The organism is Rhizobium sp. RU36D, assembly GCF_900176345.1.
GTDB lineage: Bacteria > Pseudomonadota > Alphaproteobacteria > Rhizobiales > Rhizobiaceae > Allorhizobium.
In genome coordinates, this window is record NZ_FWXU01000008.1 from 244,220 (window position 1) to 261,780 (window position 17,561).

Consider the following 17,561-nt stretch of genomic DNA (forward strand, 5'->3'; position numbering starts at 1 on the left):
ACGCCTCAGGCCCGCCGCTTTTTCAGCGCCAGCGCCATCGCCTCGGCTTCGGAAATCATCTTGTTCGTCGGCTTTTGCAGGTTGATGTCCAGATGCGCAGGCGGATGGCTGATTGCATTGACGATGTCGAACAGTTCGGCCGGCGTCTCGATCCCCAGCGCATCGGTCTTGATATAGACCACGTCATCGGTGAACCCCGTCACGGCCAGTCCCTTTTCCTGCGCCTTGAACTCCGGCTGGTAATATTGCAGGAAGCGCCCTTCCTTCCAGATGCTGAAGGCCTTGGTGTAGCGGGCGCGCGATTCTTCGAACGCCTCAAGCTCGCCATAGACCCCAGTGTTGAAGGCACAGGCCTTGGCGAAATTGATTTCCCAGTCCTTGACGTTGACCTTGTACTTCTTCTTGAACCAATGCTGCGTCATGCCGATGGCGCCGGTCATCCCGACATCCATCTTGAAGGGGAAGTCGCGGACCTGTTCATCTTCGTCGATGTTACGCCTTGCTTCCTTGGTGAAGGTCTCGTTCTTTTTGACGGAATCCTTGGGACGCGCAACAGCGAAGGAGTTTGATTGGGGGCAACTTCCCATGACAGAAAACGGGCGCTGGCAATAGACGAAACGGCGGCCGGTGTGGATGACCTTCATCGCCATCTCGTAATCGACATTGGGATATTCGAAATATGTGCCGCAATAGCGGCGCTTGATCCGCTCGAGCAACTCCCTCGAAATCGCCGAGTGATAAATGGAAAAGCCAGACGTCGGAACGACGCGGGCATCGACCCAGCGGAACATGCGGTCGACGGCATGGTCCTGGGTCACCTCGATCGTCGTTGCATGCAGTTGCACGCCGACGGGCGCCTGAGGCTCATCAGGCGTGGGCCATCGATAGGAAATGCAGCCCCAGCTCAGCGCTTCCAGATCCGGAAGCTGCTCCGTGCAGCGGTTGATGGCGTCGATGACATCGGGCTCGCAATGGTCGTCATCGCCGATCACGGTCACCCAGTCACCGGTGGAGGCCGCGACCGTGCGCTCCCAGTTCTCCATCATCGAATAGGTATGGTCGCCTGAAGGAAGGTAGATGACCCGCGGATCCTTCTTCGCCGCCGCCATGTAGTCGTTCATGATCGAGGGATCGTCGGAATTGTCGGCAAAGATGAACTGCACATCGGGGCGTGGATTGCGGATCATACCCTCGATCGTCTTCTGGAAATAGTATTGGCGGTTGCGCGAGGGGACGCAAATCGACAGTCTCGGCGTTCCGGCCATGCCCGTTCTCCATGCTTTTCAGACCACGCTATAGCGCAGGTCCCGACGGCCAACATCTGGGCCTGATTTTATTGCTTCTCTTCGATTGCCTGGTCGGGAGCCAGGTCGGCCCTGTCCTCGATCAGGCTTGCCCTGACTTCCGCGAGCTTGGCGACGGCGACCTCTAGTCGATCGTGAGGCTCGGGACCGCTGTCACGAACTTCCCATCCCAGTCTCTGATATACGAAAGCTGTTGCTTGATTTCGCGTTGAATGTTCCATGGCAGGATCACGATCCTTTGGGGTTTCTGTTCACGGATGGCACTTTCATCCATGATCGGGATGCGGCTGCCGGGCATGAACTGGCCCTGCTTTGCCGGGTTCTTGTCGACAACAAAGGACATCATGTCCGCCTTCACGCCCGCAAAGTTCAGGAGCGTGTTACCCTTGGCCGCAGCTCCGTAAGCCGCGACCGAAATATTGCTACGCTGACAATCGATGAGGAATTCAAGGAAATCATTGCGAACGCGCTCAGCCGCCCGCTGGAACGCGCCATAGCTGTCGGCATCCAGCAGCCCGGCTGCGGCTTCCTCGGCCAGGACCCGATCGACATTGGCGCTGCGTGGATGGGCCGACGCATCACTCCGGCATGCAAAGACCCTCAAGCTTCCGCCATGCCAGGGCGTGGTGGCCACGTCGAAGACCGAAAGCCCATTAGCCCTGAAAATGCGATCCACCGCCGTCAGCGACAGATAGGAATAATGCTCGTGATAGGCCGTATCGAACTGGGCCTCAGCGATCATGTTCAGGAGATGCGGGAATTCGAAGGTCGCCACACCCGTCGGCTTCAAGAGGGTGGCAAAGCCGCTGACGAAATCGTTGATATCTGGAACATGGGCCAGAACGTTGTTCGCCGCCGTCAGGTCCGCCTGCCATCCCCTGGAAACGAGATCGCGCGCTAGGTCGACGCCGAAGAATTCCTCGACGATCTCGATCCCTTTTTGCCGCGCCGCCGCCGCCGTGCTGGCCGTCGGCTCCACGCCGAGGCAGGCAATGCCGCGCTCCTTGACCCATTGCAGCAAATAGCCGTCATTGGCGGCCACCTCGATGACCCGCGACGACGGGCCGAGCCCGAAACGCTCCGTCATATCGGCGACATAGCGGCGGGCGTGATCAACCCAGGATGTCGCGAAGGAACTGAAATAGGCGTAGTTTTCCGAGAAGAAGGTCTCGCGGGAAGCAAAGTCCTCTGTCTGCACCAGCAGACAATCGCCACAGACGCGAATGACGAGGGGATACCACGTTTCGGGGCCGGACAGGGCTTCGCGCGTCAGATAGGAATTCGACGGCGGGGCGCTGCCGAGATCAAGAAACGGCTTCATGTTTTGGGATTGGCAGTGACGGCACTTCATGCGGCCACTCCCTGATATCCGCGGTCAACCATGGGGCGGGCCTTGTCGCGCTCCGAGATCACGCTGACCGGCAGCGGCCATGTCACGCCAATCGTCGGATCAAGGCAGTTCAACCCATCTTCCGACTGCGCGCTGTAGGGCGCGGAATGGGCATAGATCATGCGGACATCATCGGTCAGGGTCTGGAAGCCATGGGCAAAACCGGCGGGGATCAGGAAGGAGCAGCCGTTTTCGGCCGACAGTTCCACGCCGAAATGCTGGAGAAAGGTCGGAGAGCCGCGCCGCAGATCCAGCGCGACGTCATAGATCGCACCTGCTGTGCAGGCGACCAGCTTGGTTTCCGCAAAGGGCGGATGCTGGAAATGGAAGCCACGCAAGGTGCCCTTGGTGGTAGTTCCGGTCTCGTTGATTTGTGCCACCGGACCCGACCAGCCCAGTTCCTCAAGATCGTCGGGCTCGAAAAGCCGTGACAGGAAGCCCCTGTCATCGGCAATTTTCTTGCGGCGCAGGAGTTTTGCGCCGCCAAGCGCTTCCGAGATCAATTCAAACCGTCCGGCCACGCTTACCAGCTCTTCCACGGCGCATTGCCGCTCGACCAGAGGGATTCCAGGAGGTTCTTGTCGCGCAGAGTGTCCATGGGTTGCCAGAAGCCCTGGTGGAAATAGGCCTTGAGCTGGCCATCGCTGGCAAGCCCGGTCAGCGGGCCCCCTTCCCAGATGGTGTTGTCATCCTCGATCCGGTCTATGCAGCGCGGCGACAGAACGAAGAAGCCACCATTGATAAAACCGCCCTCGCCTTCAGGCTTCTCGATGAAGCCCTCGACCGTGTCGCCGGTCAGCTTGAGCGCGCCGAAACGGGCCGGAGGACGCACGGCGGTCACGGTCGCGTCGCGGCCATGTTCCTTGTGAAAGCGGATCGTGGCGCCGATATCGACGTCGCTGACCCCGTCGCCGTAAGTGAAACAGAACGCTTCCTCATCGCGCAGATAGGGCGCAACGCGCTTCAACCGTCCGCCAGTCATGGAATTCTCGCCGGTGTCGACAAGCGTCACACGCCAGTTTTCGGCGCTTTTGCGATGGAACTGCATCTGGTTCTCAGCCAGATCGAACGTCATGTCCGACATGTGCAGGCCGTAATTGGCGAAGTATTCCTTGATGACATAGCCGCGGAAACCGCAGCAGACGATGAAGTCGCGGATCCCGTGGCCGTGATAGAGTTTCATGATGTGCCAGAGGATCGGCTTGCCGCCGATTTCGATCATCGGCTTGGGCCGCAGATGGGTTTCCTCGGCGATGCGCGAGCCAAGACCGCCTGCAAGGATCACGGCCTTCATGCCACAATCCCCCGCAACCCGGTCGAAAGCCGGGCTTTTGCCCGCGCTCCGCTACGCGATCTTGATAACGCCATGTCCCCAACCCGCCTGCAAATGCTCTATTGCAGGTCGGAAACTATCGCGCGAAGCTGTCGTCAAACTGGTGGCGCTGGATCTGCGGTTGTCATGCCCAGCTGGAAACCAGGCGCTGGCGCAACTGGTCGATGTCCTGCCGCTCACCGCCGCGCAGCCGGTCTTCCCAATCCAGCGAACTGCGGACGATGCTCTCAAGCCGGTCATGCCGCGGTGCCCAGTTCAGAACCTGGCGCGCCACCGTGGCATCCGCGACGATCGAGGCCGCGTCACCAGAGCGCCGGGCGCCAAAGCTCACCGCGAAATTGCGGCCGCTCACGCGCTTGACCATGTTCAACACGTCGAGAACCGAATAGCCGCGTCCATAGCCGCAATTGGCAATCAGCGAGGCCCCGCCCTTGCGCAGGTATTCCAGTGCACGCAGGTGGGCGGCCACCAGGTCGGCCACGTGGATATAGTCGCGAACCCCCGTTCCGTCGGGTGTCGGATAGTCGGTGCCGTAGACGCTGACGTGATCGCGCATGGCGAGCGCCGCCTCGCAGGCGATCTTGATCAGGTGGCTGGCATTGCGGTTCGACTGGCCCGTGCGCCCCTGCGGATCGGCGCCCGCCACGTTGAAATAGCGCAGCGCTACGAAGCGAAAATCGTGAACGCGGGCGGCATCGCGCAGCATGATTTCCGTCATCAGCTTGGACTGGCCATAAGGGTTTTCCGGGTTGGTCGGAGCGGTCTCCTTCACCGGCACGTTTGACCCGGTCGAGCCGTAAACCGCAGCCGTCGACGAAAAGATCAGGTTCGGAACCCCCGCCTCGATGGCTGCCGCGATCAGCACCCGGGATTTCGAGGTGTTATTGTCGTAGTATTCAAGCGGATTGAGAACGGAATCCGGAACCACGATTGAGCCGGCAAAATGAATGACCGCCTCGATCTCGTTTTCGGCAAATATCTCCGAAAGCAAGGACCTATCCCCGACATCGCCGAGATAGAAGCGCGCCTTTTCAGGCACAGCCCAGCGGAAACCCGTGGACAGCCGGTCCAGAACCACGACCTCATGCCCGGCATCGAGAAGCGCCCAGGCCATATGGCTACCAATATAGCCTGCTCCACCCGTGACCAATATTGCCATGCGTCCAATTCCCATAATATCCCGGGCGAGAGGAAAGCATAAGCAAATTTATCAAAGTTTATTTTTGTGGATTTGAGCGGAATACAGGCCCAATTCCTGGGCCTATACTTAAATCCACTATAACCGAAACGCTAAAATTTTAGCGTTTCGCCGATGGCGCCTCATTGGCATCAAAGCTTCGAAACGTAGTCCGCAAGCCGCGCCGCCGCCTCCGTCACCTGGGCGGGATTGCGTAGGAAGCAGGCGCGCAGGAACTGCTCCCCGCCAATGCCGAAGGCCGTTCCAGGTGCTAAGCCAACACCGGTCTTGTCGACGATGTCGAGCGCGGCAAGGCGGCTGTCGGCAATCCCGTCGATCTTGAGGAAGGCATAAAGCGCGCCATCCGGCTTCAGCGTCTCCACCCTGTTGGTCGCGATCAGCGCATCGCAGAGGATGTCGCGGGAGGTCAGCGCCCGCTCGTAGTTCTCGCGGATGAAACCATCCCCGTGATCCAGCGCCGCCACGGCGCCGCGCTGCATGAACTGGGCAACGCCCGAGGTCGAATACTGGATGAGGTTTTCAATCGTCTGGCCCATTTCGAGCGGCGCCACGATCCAGCCGACGCGCCAGCCGGTCATCGACCAGTTCTTGGAGAAGGAGTTCGCGAAGATGATGCGGTCGCCCTCCTCCATCACATCAAGGAAGGACGGCGCCCGCGCGGCGCCACCGAAATAATACAGCGCATAGATTTCGTCGGCGAGGATCCAGAGCCCATGGCGCCGGGCGATGGCCAGCATCGCGGCGAGGTCCTCGCGGCTCGCGGTCCAGCCGGTCGGGTTGGATGGCGTGTTGATGAACATCGCCTTGGTCCTCGGCGTGATCGCCGCCTCAAGCCGTTCGAGATCCAGCACCCAGCGCCCGCCTTCGAAGCTCAGGGGCATGGCCACTGACTTGGCGCCCGCCAGCTCGATGGCCGAGACGATGTTCGGCCAGGCTGGGGACAGGTGGATCATTTCATCGCCCGGCGAGGTCAGGGCCTGGACCGACAGCACGATCGACTGCATGCCGGAGCCGGTGACGTAGAAATGCTCCGGCGACAGGTCGACGCCGAAGTGGCGCGCATAATAGCGCGACAGGGCCTGGCGCAATTCCGGAATGCCGCGCTGCCAGGTGTAGAAGGTTTCGCCGCCGATCAGGGCGTCGCTTGCCGCGCGATTGATGAAGTCGGGGCTTGGCAGGTCGCCTTCGCCGGCCCAGAGCGGAATGAGGCCATCACGCCCGCGGGCATAGTTCATGATTTCAACAATGCCGCTTTCGGGAGCGGCAAGCGCGCGGGGGCTGAGGCTGGCTAGAACCGACATTCGTGTATCTCCGTTTGAGCCGCTTCTAGCCGATAACAGGGTGAAAATCCCATGACAAAGCGTGGGCCAGCCATCGATTTCCGTGATCAATGGCAAGCCCGACACATCGGCGAAGGGATGGAGGGTTATCTCTGTTTCAGGAGGTCACGAATTTCCGTCAGCAGCGCGATATCGGCCGGCGGCGGTGCGGGCTTGGCATCCTTCTCCTTCTTTTCCTGATGCTCCAGCGAGGCGCGCAGCTTGTTCACGCCTTTGACAAGAAGGAAGATGATCCATGCCAGGATCAGGAAGTTGATGACCACGGTGATGAAATTGCCATAGGCGAACACCGCGCCCTGCTTGCGGGCCTCTTCGAGGGAATCGGCCGTGACGGCGGAGCTCAGCGGCAGGAAATAGTTGGAGAAGTCGAAACCACCGAAGATGACGCCGACCAGCGGCATGACGATGTCGTTGACGAGCGAGCTGACGATGAGGCCGAAGGCTCCACCGATGATCACGCCGACGGCAAGGTCCATGACATTGCCGCGGGCGATAAAAGTCTTGAATTCGTTGAGCACGTGTTGGTCCTCTTGGTTTGCGCGCATTGCAGGCCGGCAGACGTGGGGGTGACTGTCAATGCAAAGCTATTCTCCTGCGGCCATATTGCCAGTCCCCAAGTCTTCGACTTAAGACCTAGCGCGTCACGATTTCAAATCCATCCCATTTCCCCTAGACTTGCGGTGGTCTTTGAAGCAATGCGAGGGAGGAAGCATGCTTCCGGGGTGGATCATCTTCACATCCGCCTTCGCCTATCTGCTGCTGCTGTTTGCGGTGGCGAGCTATGGCGATCGGCGCAGCCGCAGGCTGGGCGTGCCGGCAAAGGGCCGGCCGATCGTCTATGCGCTGAGCCTTGCCATCTATTGCACGTCCTGGACCTATTTCGGCGGCGTGGGTCTTGCGGCGGAACGCGGGCTGGAATTCACCGGCATCTATATCGGCCCCATCCTCGTCTTCACCATCGGTATGCCGATCATCCGGCGCATCATCGAAGTGGCCAAAGCCGAGAAGCTGACCTCCGGCGCGGACTTCATTGCCGCCCGTTATGGCAAGAACCCGGTGGTCGGCATGCTGGTCACCATCATTTCCCTGGTCGGCACCATTCCCTATATCGCCCTGCAATTGAAGGCGGTGTCGGGATCGGTCGCCGCCATGGTCGATCCGGCGGCCTATGGCATAGGCACCGGCAATCTCTATTTCATCGACCTTCCGCTGCTGGTTGCCCTCTCGCTGGCCTGTTTCGCCATCATCTTCGGCACGCGCCACACGGATGCCACCGAGCACCAGGACGGGCTGATCCTGGCGATTGCCATGGAATCCGTGGTCAAACTGGTCGCCTTCTGGACGCTCGGCATCTTCGTCGTGTTTTTCCTGTTCGACGGTCCGAGCGACATGGTTGCCAAGGCGGTGGCCTCGCCTGAAGTGATGACGGCGTTGTCCTACGAGACGCCGATCAGCCGCTGGCTGCTACTGATCCTGTTGTCCGCCTTTTCGGTGATCATGCTGCCGCGCCAGTTCCACGTCACCGTGGTCGAGAACCGGACCGCCAACGAATTGCGGCTCGCCAGCTTCCTGATGCCGCTCTATCTGGTGGCGATCAACATCTTCGTGCTGCCGGCTGTGATTGCGGGGATCCTGACCTTCGGCGGGTCGGGCAATGCCGACCTCTATGTCCTGTCGCTGCCGCTGCATTACGAGATGCCGCTCATCTCGCTGATCACCTTCCTCGGTGGATTTTCGGCCGCGACCGCCATGGTGATCGTTGCCTCGGTGGCGCTGTCGATCATGGTGTCGAACGACATGGTGCTGCCCTTCTTCCTGCGGCGCCATCTGCTCGGCCGCTCCAGCGACCGCGACAATTTCAGCAAGACGCTGCTGCATATCCGGCGCACGGCGATCTTCGTCATCATCATGCTCGGATATATCTATTATCGCTCGACCGACGACAGCACCGGGCTTGCCTCCATCGGTCTCCTGGCTTTTGCCGCCAATGCGCAGCTTGCGCCCTCCCTGCTGGGCGGCCTGCTCTGGCGCCGGGCCAATGCACGCGGGGCGATCGCCGGCCTGTCCAGCGGCTTTCTCGTCTGGGCCTATCTCCTGTTTCTTCCGAGCTTCGGTGCCGAGGATCATTCGGAACTAGCCTCCACCATTCTCGGCTTCCTGTTCCCGGGGCTGGACATGTTCACCGGGCCAAACCCGGATTCACTCGTCAATGCCACCCTGTTCAGCCTGCTGATCAATTGCCTTGCCTTCGTCATCGGCAGCCTGAGCCGCAATCCGAAGCCGGTGGAGCGCATCCAGTCTGGCATCTTCGTGAAGCGGCATCCGCGCTCCCAGTTCGCAACGCGTGGCTGGAAGACCCGCGTCAGTGTTGGCGACCTGAAGACGGCGATTGCCCGGTATTTGGGGGAAGAACGCATGCGTCGCTCATTCCGCAGCTACGAACAGGCCGCCGGCCAGAAGCTGGCCGATGACAGCCCCGCCGACATGGCCTTCATCCATTTTTCCGAACAACTGCTGGGCAGCGCCATCGGGTCCTCCTCGGCCCGGCTTGTTCTATCGCTGATCATGCAGAAGGACGTGGATACCTCGGCGGATACGGCCTGGCTGCTCGACCAGGCGAGCGAGGCGCTGCAATATAACCAGGACATGCTGCAAACCGCCCTCTCGCAGATGGACCAGGGAATTGCCGTCTTTGACAGCAACAACCGGCTGACCATCTGGAACCGCCGCTTCCGCAGCCTGCTGGACCTGCCCGAGCACGTGGGACAGGTGGGCTTTCCGCTGGCCGACATCATCGGCCTGCTGGCGGACCGGGGAGATATCGCAGCGGCGGAGGAAAGCCGCGTGATGCGCGACTTCCAGCAGTATGACAAGCCGTTCCAACTGGTGCTGGGCGGCGGGGCGCGCATCATCGAGGTTCGCTGCAACGCCATGCCTGACAAGGGTCTGGTTGCCACCTTTACCGACATTACCAGCCAGGTGGCGGCAGACAATGCCTTGAAGCAAGCCAATGAAACCCTGGAGCAGCGTGTCAGCGAGCGCACCGCGGAACTGACCCGCGTGAACCGCGCACTGGCCGAAGCCCGCGCAGCGGCCGACGAGGCCAATATCGGCAAGACCCGCTTCTTTGCCGCCGCAGGCCACGACATCCTGCAGCCGCTCAATGCCGCCCGGCTGTATTCGTCCTCGCTGGTGGAGCGGCTCGGCGATTCCGACAATTCCTCGCTGGTGCGCAACATCGATTCCTCGCTGGAATCTGTGGAGACGATCCTTGGTGCGGTGCTCGATATATCAAGGCTCGATACCGGGGCGATGAAGCCCCGGTTGAGTTCGGTGCCGCTGCAGGAGTTGCTGGAGCGTATCGAGACTGACTTCGCGCCTGTGGCCCGCAGCAAGAGCCTGAGACTTACTGTCATGCCGACATCGCTCCGGGTCCGATCCGACCTCAACCTGTTGCGCCGACTGGTGCAGAACCTGGTGTCCAACGCGATCAAGTACACGGTTTCAGGGCGGGTTCTGGTCGGCGCGCGGCGCCAGGGCAACGAGGTGATCGTGCAGGTGCTGGATTCCGGCATCGGCATCCCCTCCTCCAAGTTCCGCACCGTGTTCAAGGAATTCGCCCGGCTGGACGAGGGCATGAAGACGGCCTCGGGTCTTGGCCTCGGGCTTTCCATCGTAGACCGCATTGCCCGGGTGCTGAACCACCAGGTGCAATTGTCCTCGACGCCGGGGAAGGGCACGAGCTTCCGTGTCCACATCCCGCTCGACCTCTCCATGCCGATGACGGCGCCCAGCGCTGATCGGCCAGCGGCGGACAAGGCGTCGCTGTCGCTCAAGGGGCTGCGGGTGCTGTGCATCGACAACGAGCCGAAGATCCTGGAGGGCATGGACCTTTTGCTATCCGGCTGGGGCTGCACGGTGGAATGCGCCGCTTCGATCGATGCACTCGATGCAATCTTTGCCGCTTCCAAAATCCCGCCTGACCTGATCATCGCGGATTACCATCTGGACGACGGCAGCGGGATCGGCGCAATCCTGCGGCTGCGCGCGCTCTATGAGACCGCCGTTCCCGCCCTGCTGATCACCGCGGACCGGACTCCGGAGGTTCGCCACGAGGCGGAGAAGCACGAGATATCGGTGCAGCACAAGCCGGTGCGGCCTGCAGCACTCCGGGCCTTCGTCACGCAGATCTCCGGCGTCAAGCGCGCAGCAGCGGAATAGACCAGCCCGGCAAAACCTCATCATCCTCAACGCACCAGGTGTGCCGGAACAAACTGCCGGGACAGACATTGTGCTGCATCAGCACGCACCGCGAACAACAATGGTGACGGGCGAAGAACGGGTCGTGAGGAGTAGACCGATGCCGGGAATGAAACGAATTGCTGCTGCCATCGTGCTCTGCATGTCCATGGCGCTACCCGCTTCGGCCCAGAGCTTTTCAGCAGAGTTCGGAAACGGGCGGATCATTCTCGAAAGCGGTCCGGGCCGGCATTACGATCGTCGCCACAATGATCGCCGGTACTACGAACGGCGCCATCATGAGCGGCGCTACGACGCGCGTCGCGACTATCGCCCACGACACCAGCAGCGCGACCCGCATGCCCTGTTCATGATGCAGCGGCAGGATCGGCATAACGGCTACCGCCACCACGAGCGGCGCGGGCACTGGTGACCGCGGCTACCAGGATTTCAGCGCCCGCAAGGTCGGCGTCTTCTTGAGGACATGCTGATCCATGCGGGCCAGCAGGCCATTGAGAAGCGTGACGGCACGGGTGACGGCCGGCCCCTTGTTCAGCATCACGCATTCGGCGCGTCCGGCCATGGCGGCATCCGTCATCTCGCCGCGCGAGGGCACGCCTTCCTTGACCAGGACTTCCAGAACCTGCGTGGCCCAGATCGCCGGAACCGATGCCGCCTCGCAGATCCACAAGATTTCCTCCTGCATTTCCGCCAGCCTTTCAAAGCCGATCTCGGCGGCGAGGTCGCCGCGGGCGATCATGACGCCAAATGGTCCGCGCTGCCGTGCCCGGGCGATCAGCGCCGGCAGGTTGCTGAGGGCTGCCGGCTGTTCGATCTTGGCAATCAGCCCCAACCGCCGCTTTTCGCCGGTCTGTTCGGCCAGTGCTGCGTCCAAAAGGTCGATATCGTCGGGGTGGCTGACGAAGGAATAGCCGATGATATCGGCGATATCAGCGACTGTTACGAGGTCACTCTGGTCCTTTGCCGTGAGCGGCGAGAGGCCGAGCGCCGTATCCGGCAGGTTGATGCCTTTCTCCGGCTTGAGCTTTACGCCGCTTGCCTTGGTCTGGCGCACCAGAATGACTGCCTCGCCCTCGCCGACGCTTTCGACAACGGCATCCAGCTTGCCGTCATCATAGCGCACGCGGTCACCAACCGAGAGGCGGGTGACCATTTCCGGCAGGGAAACGCCGGCGGAAAAACGCACATCTTCGCAGCAGCGCGGCTTGCCCGAGGCGACGAGCCGCACCCGGTCGCCGGCCTGAAGCTTGGCCTTCTTGTCCGGCGTCTCAACCGCAGCCGTTCGGATCTTCGGCCCGGCGATATCCATCAAGACTGCGATGTCGCGACCGATTTCACGCCCCGCCGCCCGAACATTGGCCGCCATCGCCCGCCAGGCGGCGGCATCGTCATGGGCGCAGTTCACACGGGCGACATCCATGCCGCTTCTGGCAAGCTCCAGGACGAAGCCGGGGTTTTCAGCCGCCTCGCTTGGCAGGGTGACCATGATGCGGGTGCGCCGTCCCGGATTGGGGCTACCGAACAAGGCATCGCTGGCATCGGCCAGACTTTGCTCTCCCCGGAAGAATTCCGTGTCCTCCGGCGGGAGGGCGGCGCCCTGATGTCCCGAAAGGGCAGCCAGGGCTGAAATGACGGCGTCCAGCGTCGGCATGACCCGGCTTTCCAGCCGGCCGAGGGACGACAGGCCGAGCGGCATGAGGCGCCGCTGGAGCGGCCGCAGATCATGGCGCCGCAGCGCGATATAGTAAGCGAGGTTCGCCAGCGCGGGATCGGCGGCGACAGCCTGCGCACCGAAGCGGGTGATTTCAGGCTCGGCCTCCTGAACCACCTTGGACTTCAAATCCTGCATCGCCTCCAGCAATTCGGCGGCGACGGCCTGATCGGGGCGTGGGGACATCTGGTCCATGGCGGCGTTTCCTCGGCTTCTCTCACGATGATGCGGCCGCAGGGTGGGACTGGTCGTTGCGGCGCTGATATCAGCGCACGAGAGTATGGCGCGATCATAACGGCAGCGTGACCACGGATAAGGTGTGGCGCTATGTCGCCCCGGACAGCGCCCCTCCCCCTTCTTCCGACGAATAGCGGCCATCCGGCAACAGGGATAGGATGCCGGCGAACCAAGAGCCAGGGAGGGGCGGGAGGAGGAGCCATGCGGATCGCGATACTGACCGACATCCATGCAAACCGGGAGGCGTTCGAGGCTGTCATTGCCGACGCCACGGCACGCAATGCCACGCAATTCGCCATTCTCGGCGATATCGTCGGCTATGGCGGCGATCCCGCCTGGTGCGTGGAGCGAACCATGGCTCTGGCGGCGGCCGGCGGGGTGGTGGTGCGCGGCAATCACGACCAGGCCGTCTACGACCCCTCGATCTCGCTCAACGAGACGGCGCGGGCCGCGATCCAGTGGACGGCACAGCAACTCTCTCCCGAGCATGTGGAATACCTGGCCGCCCTGCCGCTGACGGTGCGCGAGGGGGACCGGCTGTATGTCCATAGCAGCGCAGCCGCGCCGGGGCGGTTCAATTACCTGCTCGACACGGAGGATGCATCCGGACATTTCGCCGCCTGCGATGCGCGCCTGGGGTTTTGCGGCCATGTCCACCGGCCCCGGCTTTACTCCATGGGTGCGGGCAAGGTCTGTTCCTTCGCACCGACCGGGGAGACGCCGATCCCGCTGCTCGCCCAGCGCCGCTGGGTGGCGGTGGTGGGATCGGTGGGCCAGCCGCGCGACGGCGATCCGGCCGCTGGTTATGCGATCTATGACACGCAGACCTGCGAGCTGTGTTTCCACAAGGCAGCCTATGACATCGAGGCCGCCAGCACCAGGATCCGCGCCGCCGGCCTGCCCGACAGCCTGGCGCAGCGGCTCCTGACGGGGAAATAGCGGATCATGGACAGAGAGCGCTTCAAGCCAGGCAGTGTGATCGACGGTTTTACCATTGTCGAGCTGGCGCATCGTGGCGGCATGTCAAAGCTCTATGCAGTGACGCGCCCGGATATCGACTTTCCCATGCTGATGAAGGTACCGGACACCGTTGCGGGCTCGGATGCGGCGATGATCGTGGGCTTCGAGATGGAGCAGATGATCCTGCCCCGGCTGTCTGGTCCGCATGTGCCGCGCTTCGTCGCCAATGGCGACTTTTCCGTGCAGCCCTATATCGTGTTTGAACGGCTGCCGGGAAAATCGCTCTATCCGCGCCTGGAGGACTTGCCGCTCGGCATCGACGAGGTGGTGTCACTCGGTGCGCGCATTGCGCTGGCGCTTTCGGACCTGCACCGGCAGAATGTCGTTCATCTCGACATCAAGCCTTCCAATATCCTGTTCCGCAAGACGGGCGAGGCCGTGCTGGTGGATTTTGGCCTGGCGCATCATCTCAACCTGCCCGACCTGATGAGCGAGGAGTTCCGCCTGCCCTACGGCACAGCGCCCTACATGGCGCCGGAACAGGTCTTGGGCAACCGATCGGATTTTCGCAGCGACCTCTTCGCACTTGGGGTGCTCCTCTATTTCTTCGTCACCGGCAAGCGGCCATTTGGCGACCCGCAGGGCATGAAGGGTTTGAAGAAGCGGCTGTGGCGCGACCCGCCCCCGCCGCGGGCGCTGAGGCCGGATTGCCCCAAGGCGCTGCAGGAGGTGATCCTGCGCTGCCTGGAGGTGGATCCCGCGCGGCGGCATCCCAGTGCCGCGCAACTGGCCATGGACCTGCAGGACCTCTCCAAGGTGGTGCTGGGCCCGAGGGCGGAAAAGCTGACGCGCGACGGCTGGCGCATGGTGCTCAAACGCCGCTTCAACCCCGATCCGATCGAGCCGCCCCGGCTGAGTGCCGCTGCGGCCGCGCTTGCCAATGCACCGATCGTGATGGTGGCTATCGACCTTTCCGACGGCTCGGCGGAACTTGCCGATGCGCTGCGGCTGACGGTGAAGCGGATCATCGAAAAGACGCCGCAGGCGCGGATCGCCTGTTTCAACGTGCTGAAGATCAACCGCATCGCGCTGGACGACGATCTCGACGAAAGCGGCAACCGCAAGCATGTGACGCGGCTGGTACAGTTGAAGCACTGGGCGGAGCCGCTGAAGGCGGCGGAGGGCTCGGTGACGCACCATGTGATCGAGGCCGTCTCCCCGCCCCAGGCGATCCTGAACTTTGCTCGGGAGAACCTGGTGGACCATATCGTGATGGGCGCACGCGCCGACTCGGCCATGCGGTCCCTGCTGGGCAGCGTGTCCGGCGAGGTGGCCGCCCATGCGCCCTGCACGGTGACCGTTGTGCGGGTGCGCAAGGGCCGCGACGTGGCGGCGGAATGAAGCGGCCCAGGGCGTTTCACGGCTTGAGCGCCCAGACCGTGGCATGGGTGACGGCGCCGGGCCCGGCCGTCAACCGCGCCGAGCGGATCGGCGCAAACCCATCGATGCGCTTGGTGCCGGCCCAGCGGCCATGGTCGGCGAAGACTTCGATTGAGCCATAATCGAGGAAGATCCTGATCCGCCGGGGCCGGGCGCCAAGCGCGATATAGCGCGGCGACGGCGCATCCCCGACCGCGTGGCGGATCCATAGCCCGTCATCATCGCAGACCACGCCCAGGCGGGTGCCGGGATGGTCCAGCTCCAGATCAAAGGATAGGCCCGGTTCGGCCAGTTCGAAGAGGATTTCCACCGCCCCGTTGATGAAGGTCACGGGAGCGCCCGATGCCAGGCGCGTGCGGTCAAGAATTTGGCTGCGCAGGCTTTCCGCCGCGCCGATAGGCGGGGTGAGAAGCGCGCCATCCTCAAGCTGCAGGGTGCGCGGCAGGGTCATGGCCGTGGGGAAATCGATTGTGGGGCCGGCATCGGCCCAGTTTGCCAGCCAGCCAATGCCGACGGGTGTGTCGCCATCCATGAAGGCCTGGAAGGCATAATTATCCGTGCCGAAATCGAGTTCCTGCTCGAACTCCTTGACGAAGGTCTGGCCATCGAACCAGCCGACTTCCGCCATTGTCAGGTTCTTGCGGCCGGTTGCGGGGTCCTCGCTGGTCATCAGGCCATAGATCAGCACCCAGCGGGTGAAAGGGCTGGTGGCCGGCCCATCGAGCGGCAGCAGGCAGGGACATTCGATCGCCGTGGTGGAGAAGCGGCGCTCTACCAGCAGCCGGCCACGATAGGTCCAGCCGCCGGCCGCCGCCCGGTCCTCGGTGTCATAGAGAAGGATGACGCCACCCTCGGCACTCTGGCTGCCGAGCAGCATCTTCCACAGGCCATCTGGCCCGCGAAACACATAGGGATCACGAAAGTCAGGCGTCAGCCCCTCCCCTTGCGGCCGGCGCGGTAGGATGACCTCCGCCTGGCCGGCGCTGAACAGGTCTGCCGAGGTGGCCGTCAGCTGGATCTGCTCCTCGGGTTGGCGATCCTTTTCCTGATCGGTGAAGAAGACGCGGATTCCCGGCCCGTTGGGCTGGGCGATCGCCGAGCCGGAAAAGGCGCCGCCGCGCTTGTCCGGACGCGAACCCAGCTCTTCCGAGGGAAACAGGAAGATTGGCAGATGGCGCCAGCGCAGGTAGTCCGACGACACCGCATGGCCCCAATGCATGTTGTTCCAGCGCAAGCCGTGGGAATAATGCTGGTAGAACAGATGCGGCCGGCCGCCGAAACGGCCAAAGCCATTGGGATCATTCATCCAGCCGAAAGGCGGGCGGAAGTGATATCCGCCAGGCAGATCGGGCGGGGCGTTGCCCGGATTGGTGTGGATCACGGTGATGCCCGTCTCGATCACGTCTGACGGCGTGAACCAGTAGGCGACGGAAAGCGATGTGGTCTCCAGATCGTAATGCAGCTCGAAATGGCCGCCGCCGAACACATGGAAGATCCGGAACGAATATTCCTCGGTGTTCGTGGCCAGCACCTCGCCGAACTTGCCATTGGGACTGACGAAAGACAGCGTGCCCTGGACCCCCGGTACCATGGCTTTGAGCCAGATATGCAGGATGGAATTGACGGGCAGATCCACATGCAGCACGCGGGCGGAGGTTCTTTCGGCGGCCATGGCGTCGTTCATTGGCGGTCCTTTCCTGGCTTACTCCTGGGGGTGGGGCATAGTTTCAGGTAGAAAGCCTTGCCATTTCCCCGGGGTTCCCTTGATGGCATCCCATCGGGCGCTTCGGGAGGACGTAGCGCGGTCAGATGTCTTTTTGGCGGCCCGGCTTTCGCCAAGAAAAGACTTTCGCGGTTAGGTCCGGATTCCGTGGAATATCGAAGCATGTTGGAGACGCCATCGCGCAGGCGGGAATTGCCGTGAACACAGGGCGGGACAAGCCATCGGGATGGTTGGGAGGGTTTTGCGCCTGGCAGGCGCCACCCCGTCGGCAAACGGGAAAGCGGCACTTGCGCCAATAGCCGACATAATTTTTGGTGTGGGAGGGCGCAGCCCGAGCAGACACCAAGCCTCTTCTGATGGGGTGTTGCCTGCGCGTACCCCCCTCTGGGCTGCCGCCCATCTCCCCCTCAAGGGGGGAGATCGAACCATCGCCAGCGCTAGCTTTTGAAGCCACCGAGATATCCCGAAACGTCGATATCTGGACTGCAACGAAGTCCAATGAGAACCACCAGCCCGAGTGAGGCAGATACGGCGCTGCAATCCGATCTCCCCCCTTGAGGGACTGTTGCAAAATTCGGCTGATGTGATTCAGTTGGTTTGCAGCGATTTGAGGGGATTTGATGTCTGTTCGACGGGATGGCCAGTTCAGTTTTGTGGATGCGCTG

The 17,561-nt window shown here is 62.2% G+C and carries 13 protein-coding genes; 4 read left to right on the forward strand and 9 right to left on the reverse strand.

Features of this window, described 5'->3' with window-relative positions:
• Positions 1-5: 5 nt before the first annotated feature.
• From B9A97_RS12970 to mscL, 7 genes are all read right to left on the reverse strand, one after another.
• Entirely contained in the window at positions 6-1,265 is a 1,260-nt protein-coding gene (locus B9A97_RS12970) for a glycosyltransferase family 2 protein (RefSeq protein ID WP_084365757.1), read from the reverse strand.
• Between the two features lie 163 nt (positions 1,266-1,428).
• Positions 1,429-2,655 carry a class I SAM-dependent methyltransferase gene (locus B9A97_RS12975; RefSeq protein ID WP_084365758.1) on the reverse strand — a complete coding sequence of 409 codons (1,227 nt, stop codon included), beginning with the start codon at positions 2,653-2,655 and terminating at the stop codon, positions 1,429-1,431.
• Positions 2,652-3,224 carry a dTDP-4-dehydrorhamnose 3,5-epimerase family protein gene (locus tag B9A97_RS12980; protein WP_244564211.1) on the reverse strand — a complete coding sequence of 191 codons (573 nt, stop codon included), beginning with the start codon at positions 3,222-3,224 and terminating at the stop codon, positions 2,652-2,654. Before B9A97_RS12980 ends, B9A97_RS12975 begins: the two co-directional genes overlap by 4 nt.
• Positions 3,218-3,988 carry a glucose-1-phosphate cytidylyltransferase gene (rfbF, locus tag B9A97_RS12985; protein WP_084365760.1) on the reverse strand — a complete coding sequence of 257 codons (771 nt, stop codon included), beginning with the start codon at positions 3,986-3,988 and terminating at the stop codon, positions 3,218-3,220. The genes B9A97_RS12980 and rfbF overlap by 7 nt, the downstream gene beginning before the upstream one ends.
• 163 nt (positions 3,989-4,151) lie before the next feature.
• A complete protein-coding gene (gene galE / locus B9A97_RS12990) occupies positions 4,152-5,186 on the reverse strand; it encodes a UDP-glucose 4-epimerase GalE (protein WP_084365761.1) in 1,035 nt (344 codons plus the stop codon).
• A 170-nt stretch (positions 5,187-5,356) separates the two neighbouring features.
• The gene (locus B9A97_RS12995; RefSeq protein ID WP_084365762.1) at positions 5,357-6,526 is read right to left on the reverse strand and encodes a pyridoxal phosphate-dependent aminotransferase; all 1,170 of its coding nucleotides are present in this window, start codon (positions 6,524-6,526) and stop codon (positions 5,357-5,359) included.
• A gap of 125 nt (positions 6,527-6,651) precedes the next feature.
• Complete coding sequence (gene mscL, locus B9A97_RS13000) at positions 6,652-7,083, reverse strand: large conductance mechanosensitive channel protein MscL (RefSeq protein WP_084365784.1); 432 nt, start codon at positions 7,081-7,083, stop codon at positions 6,652-6,654.
• A gap of 193 nt (positions 7,084-7,276) precedes the next feature.
• On the opposite strand from mscL, the gene B9A97_RS13005 reads away from it, so the two are divergent.
• Positions 7,277-10,786, forward strand: coding sequence for a hybrid sensor histidine kinase/response regulator (locus tag B9A97_RS13005; protein WP_084365763.1), 3,510 nt, complete (start codon positions 7,277-7,279; stop codon positions 10,784-10,786).
• A 139-nt stretch (positions 10,787-10,925) separates the two neighbouring features.
• Positions 10,926-11,237: a hypothetical protein gene (locus B9A97_RS29375; protein ID WP_143530436.1), complete on the forward strand. Its 312-nt coding sequence runs from the start codon at positions 10,926-10,928 to the stop codon at positions 11,235-11,237.
• Between the two features lie 6 nt (positions 11,238-11,243).
• Here B9A97_RS29375 and B9A97_RS13015 read toward each other — a convergent pair whose 3' ends face one another.
• Positions 11,244-12,731, reverse strand: a complete 1,488-nt coding sequence (locus tag B9A97_RS13015) for a pyruvate kinase (protein WP_084365765.1) — start codon at positions 12,729-12,731, stop codon at positions 11,244-11,246.
• Between the two features lie 243 nt (positions 12,732-12,974).
• On the opposite strand from B9A97_RS13015, the gene B9A97_RS13020 reads away from it, so the two are divergent.
• On the forward strand, positions 12,975-13,712 hold the full coding sequence (locus B9A97_RS13020) for a metallophosphoesterase family protein (RefSeq protein ID WP_084365766.1): 738 nt from the start codon (positions 12,975-12,977) through the stop codon (positions 13,710-13,712).
• A 6-nt stretch (positions 13,713-13,718) separates the two neighbouring features.
• The gene (locus B9A97_RS13025) at positions 13,719-15,134 is read left to right on the forward strand and encodes a serine/threonine protein kinase (RefSeq protein ID WP_084365767.1); all 1,416 of its coding nucleotides are present in this window, start codon (positions 13,719-13,721) and stop codon (positions 15,132-15,134) included.
• Between the two features lie 16 nt (positions 15,135-15,150).
• Here B9A97_RS13025 and B9A97_RS13030 read toward each other — a convergent pair whose 3' ends face one another.
• Positions 15,151-16,857 carry a glycoside hydrolase family 32 protein gene (locus B9A97_RS13030; RefSeq protein ID WP_084365768.1) on the reverse strand — a complete coding sequence of 569 codons (1,707 nt, stop codon included), beginning with the start codon at positions 16,855-16,857 and terminating at the stop codon, positions 15,151-15,153.
• Positions 16,858-17,561 lie beyond the last annotated feature (704 nt).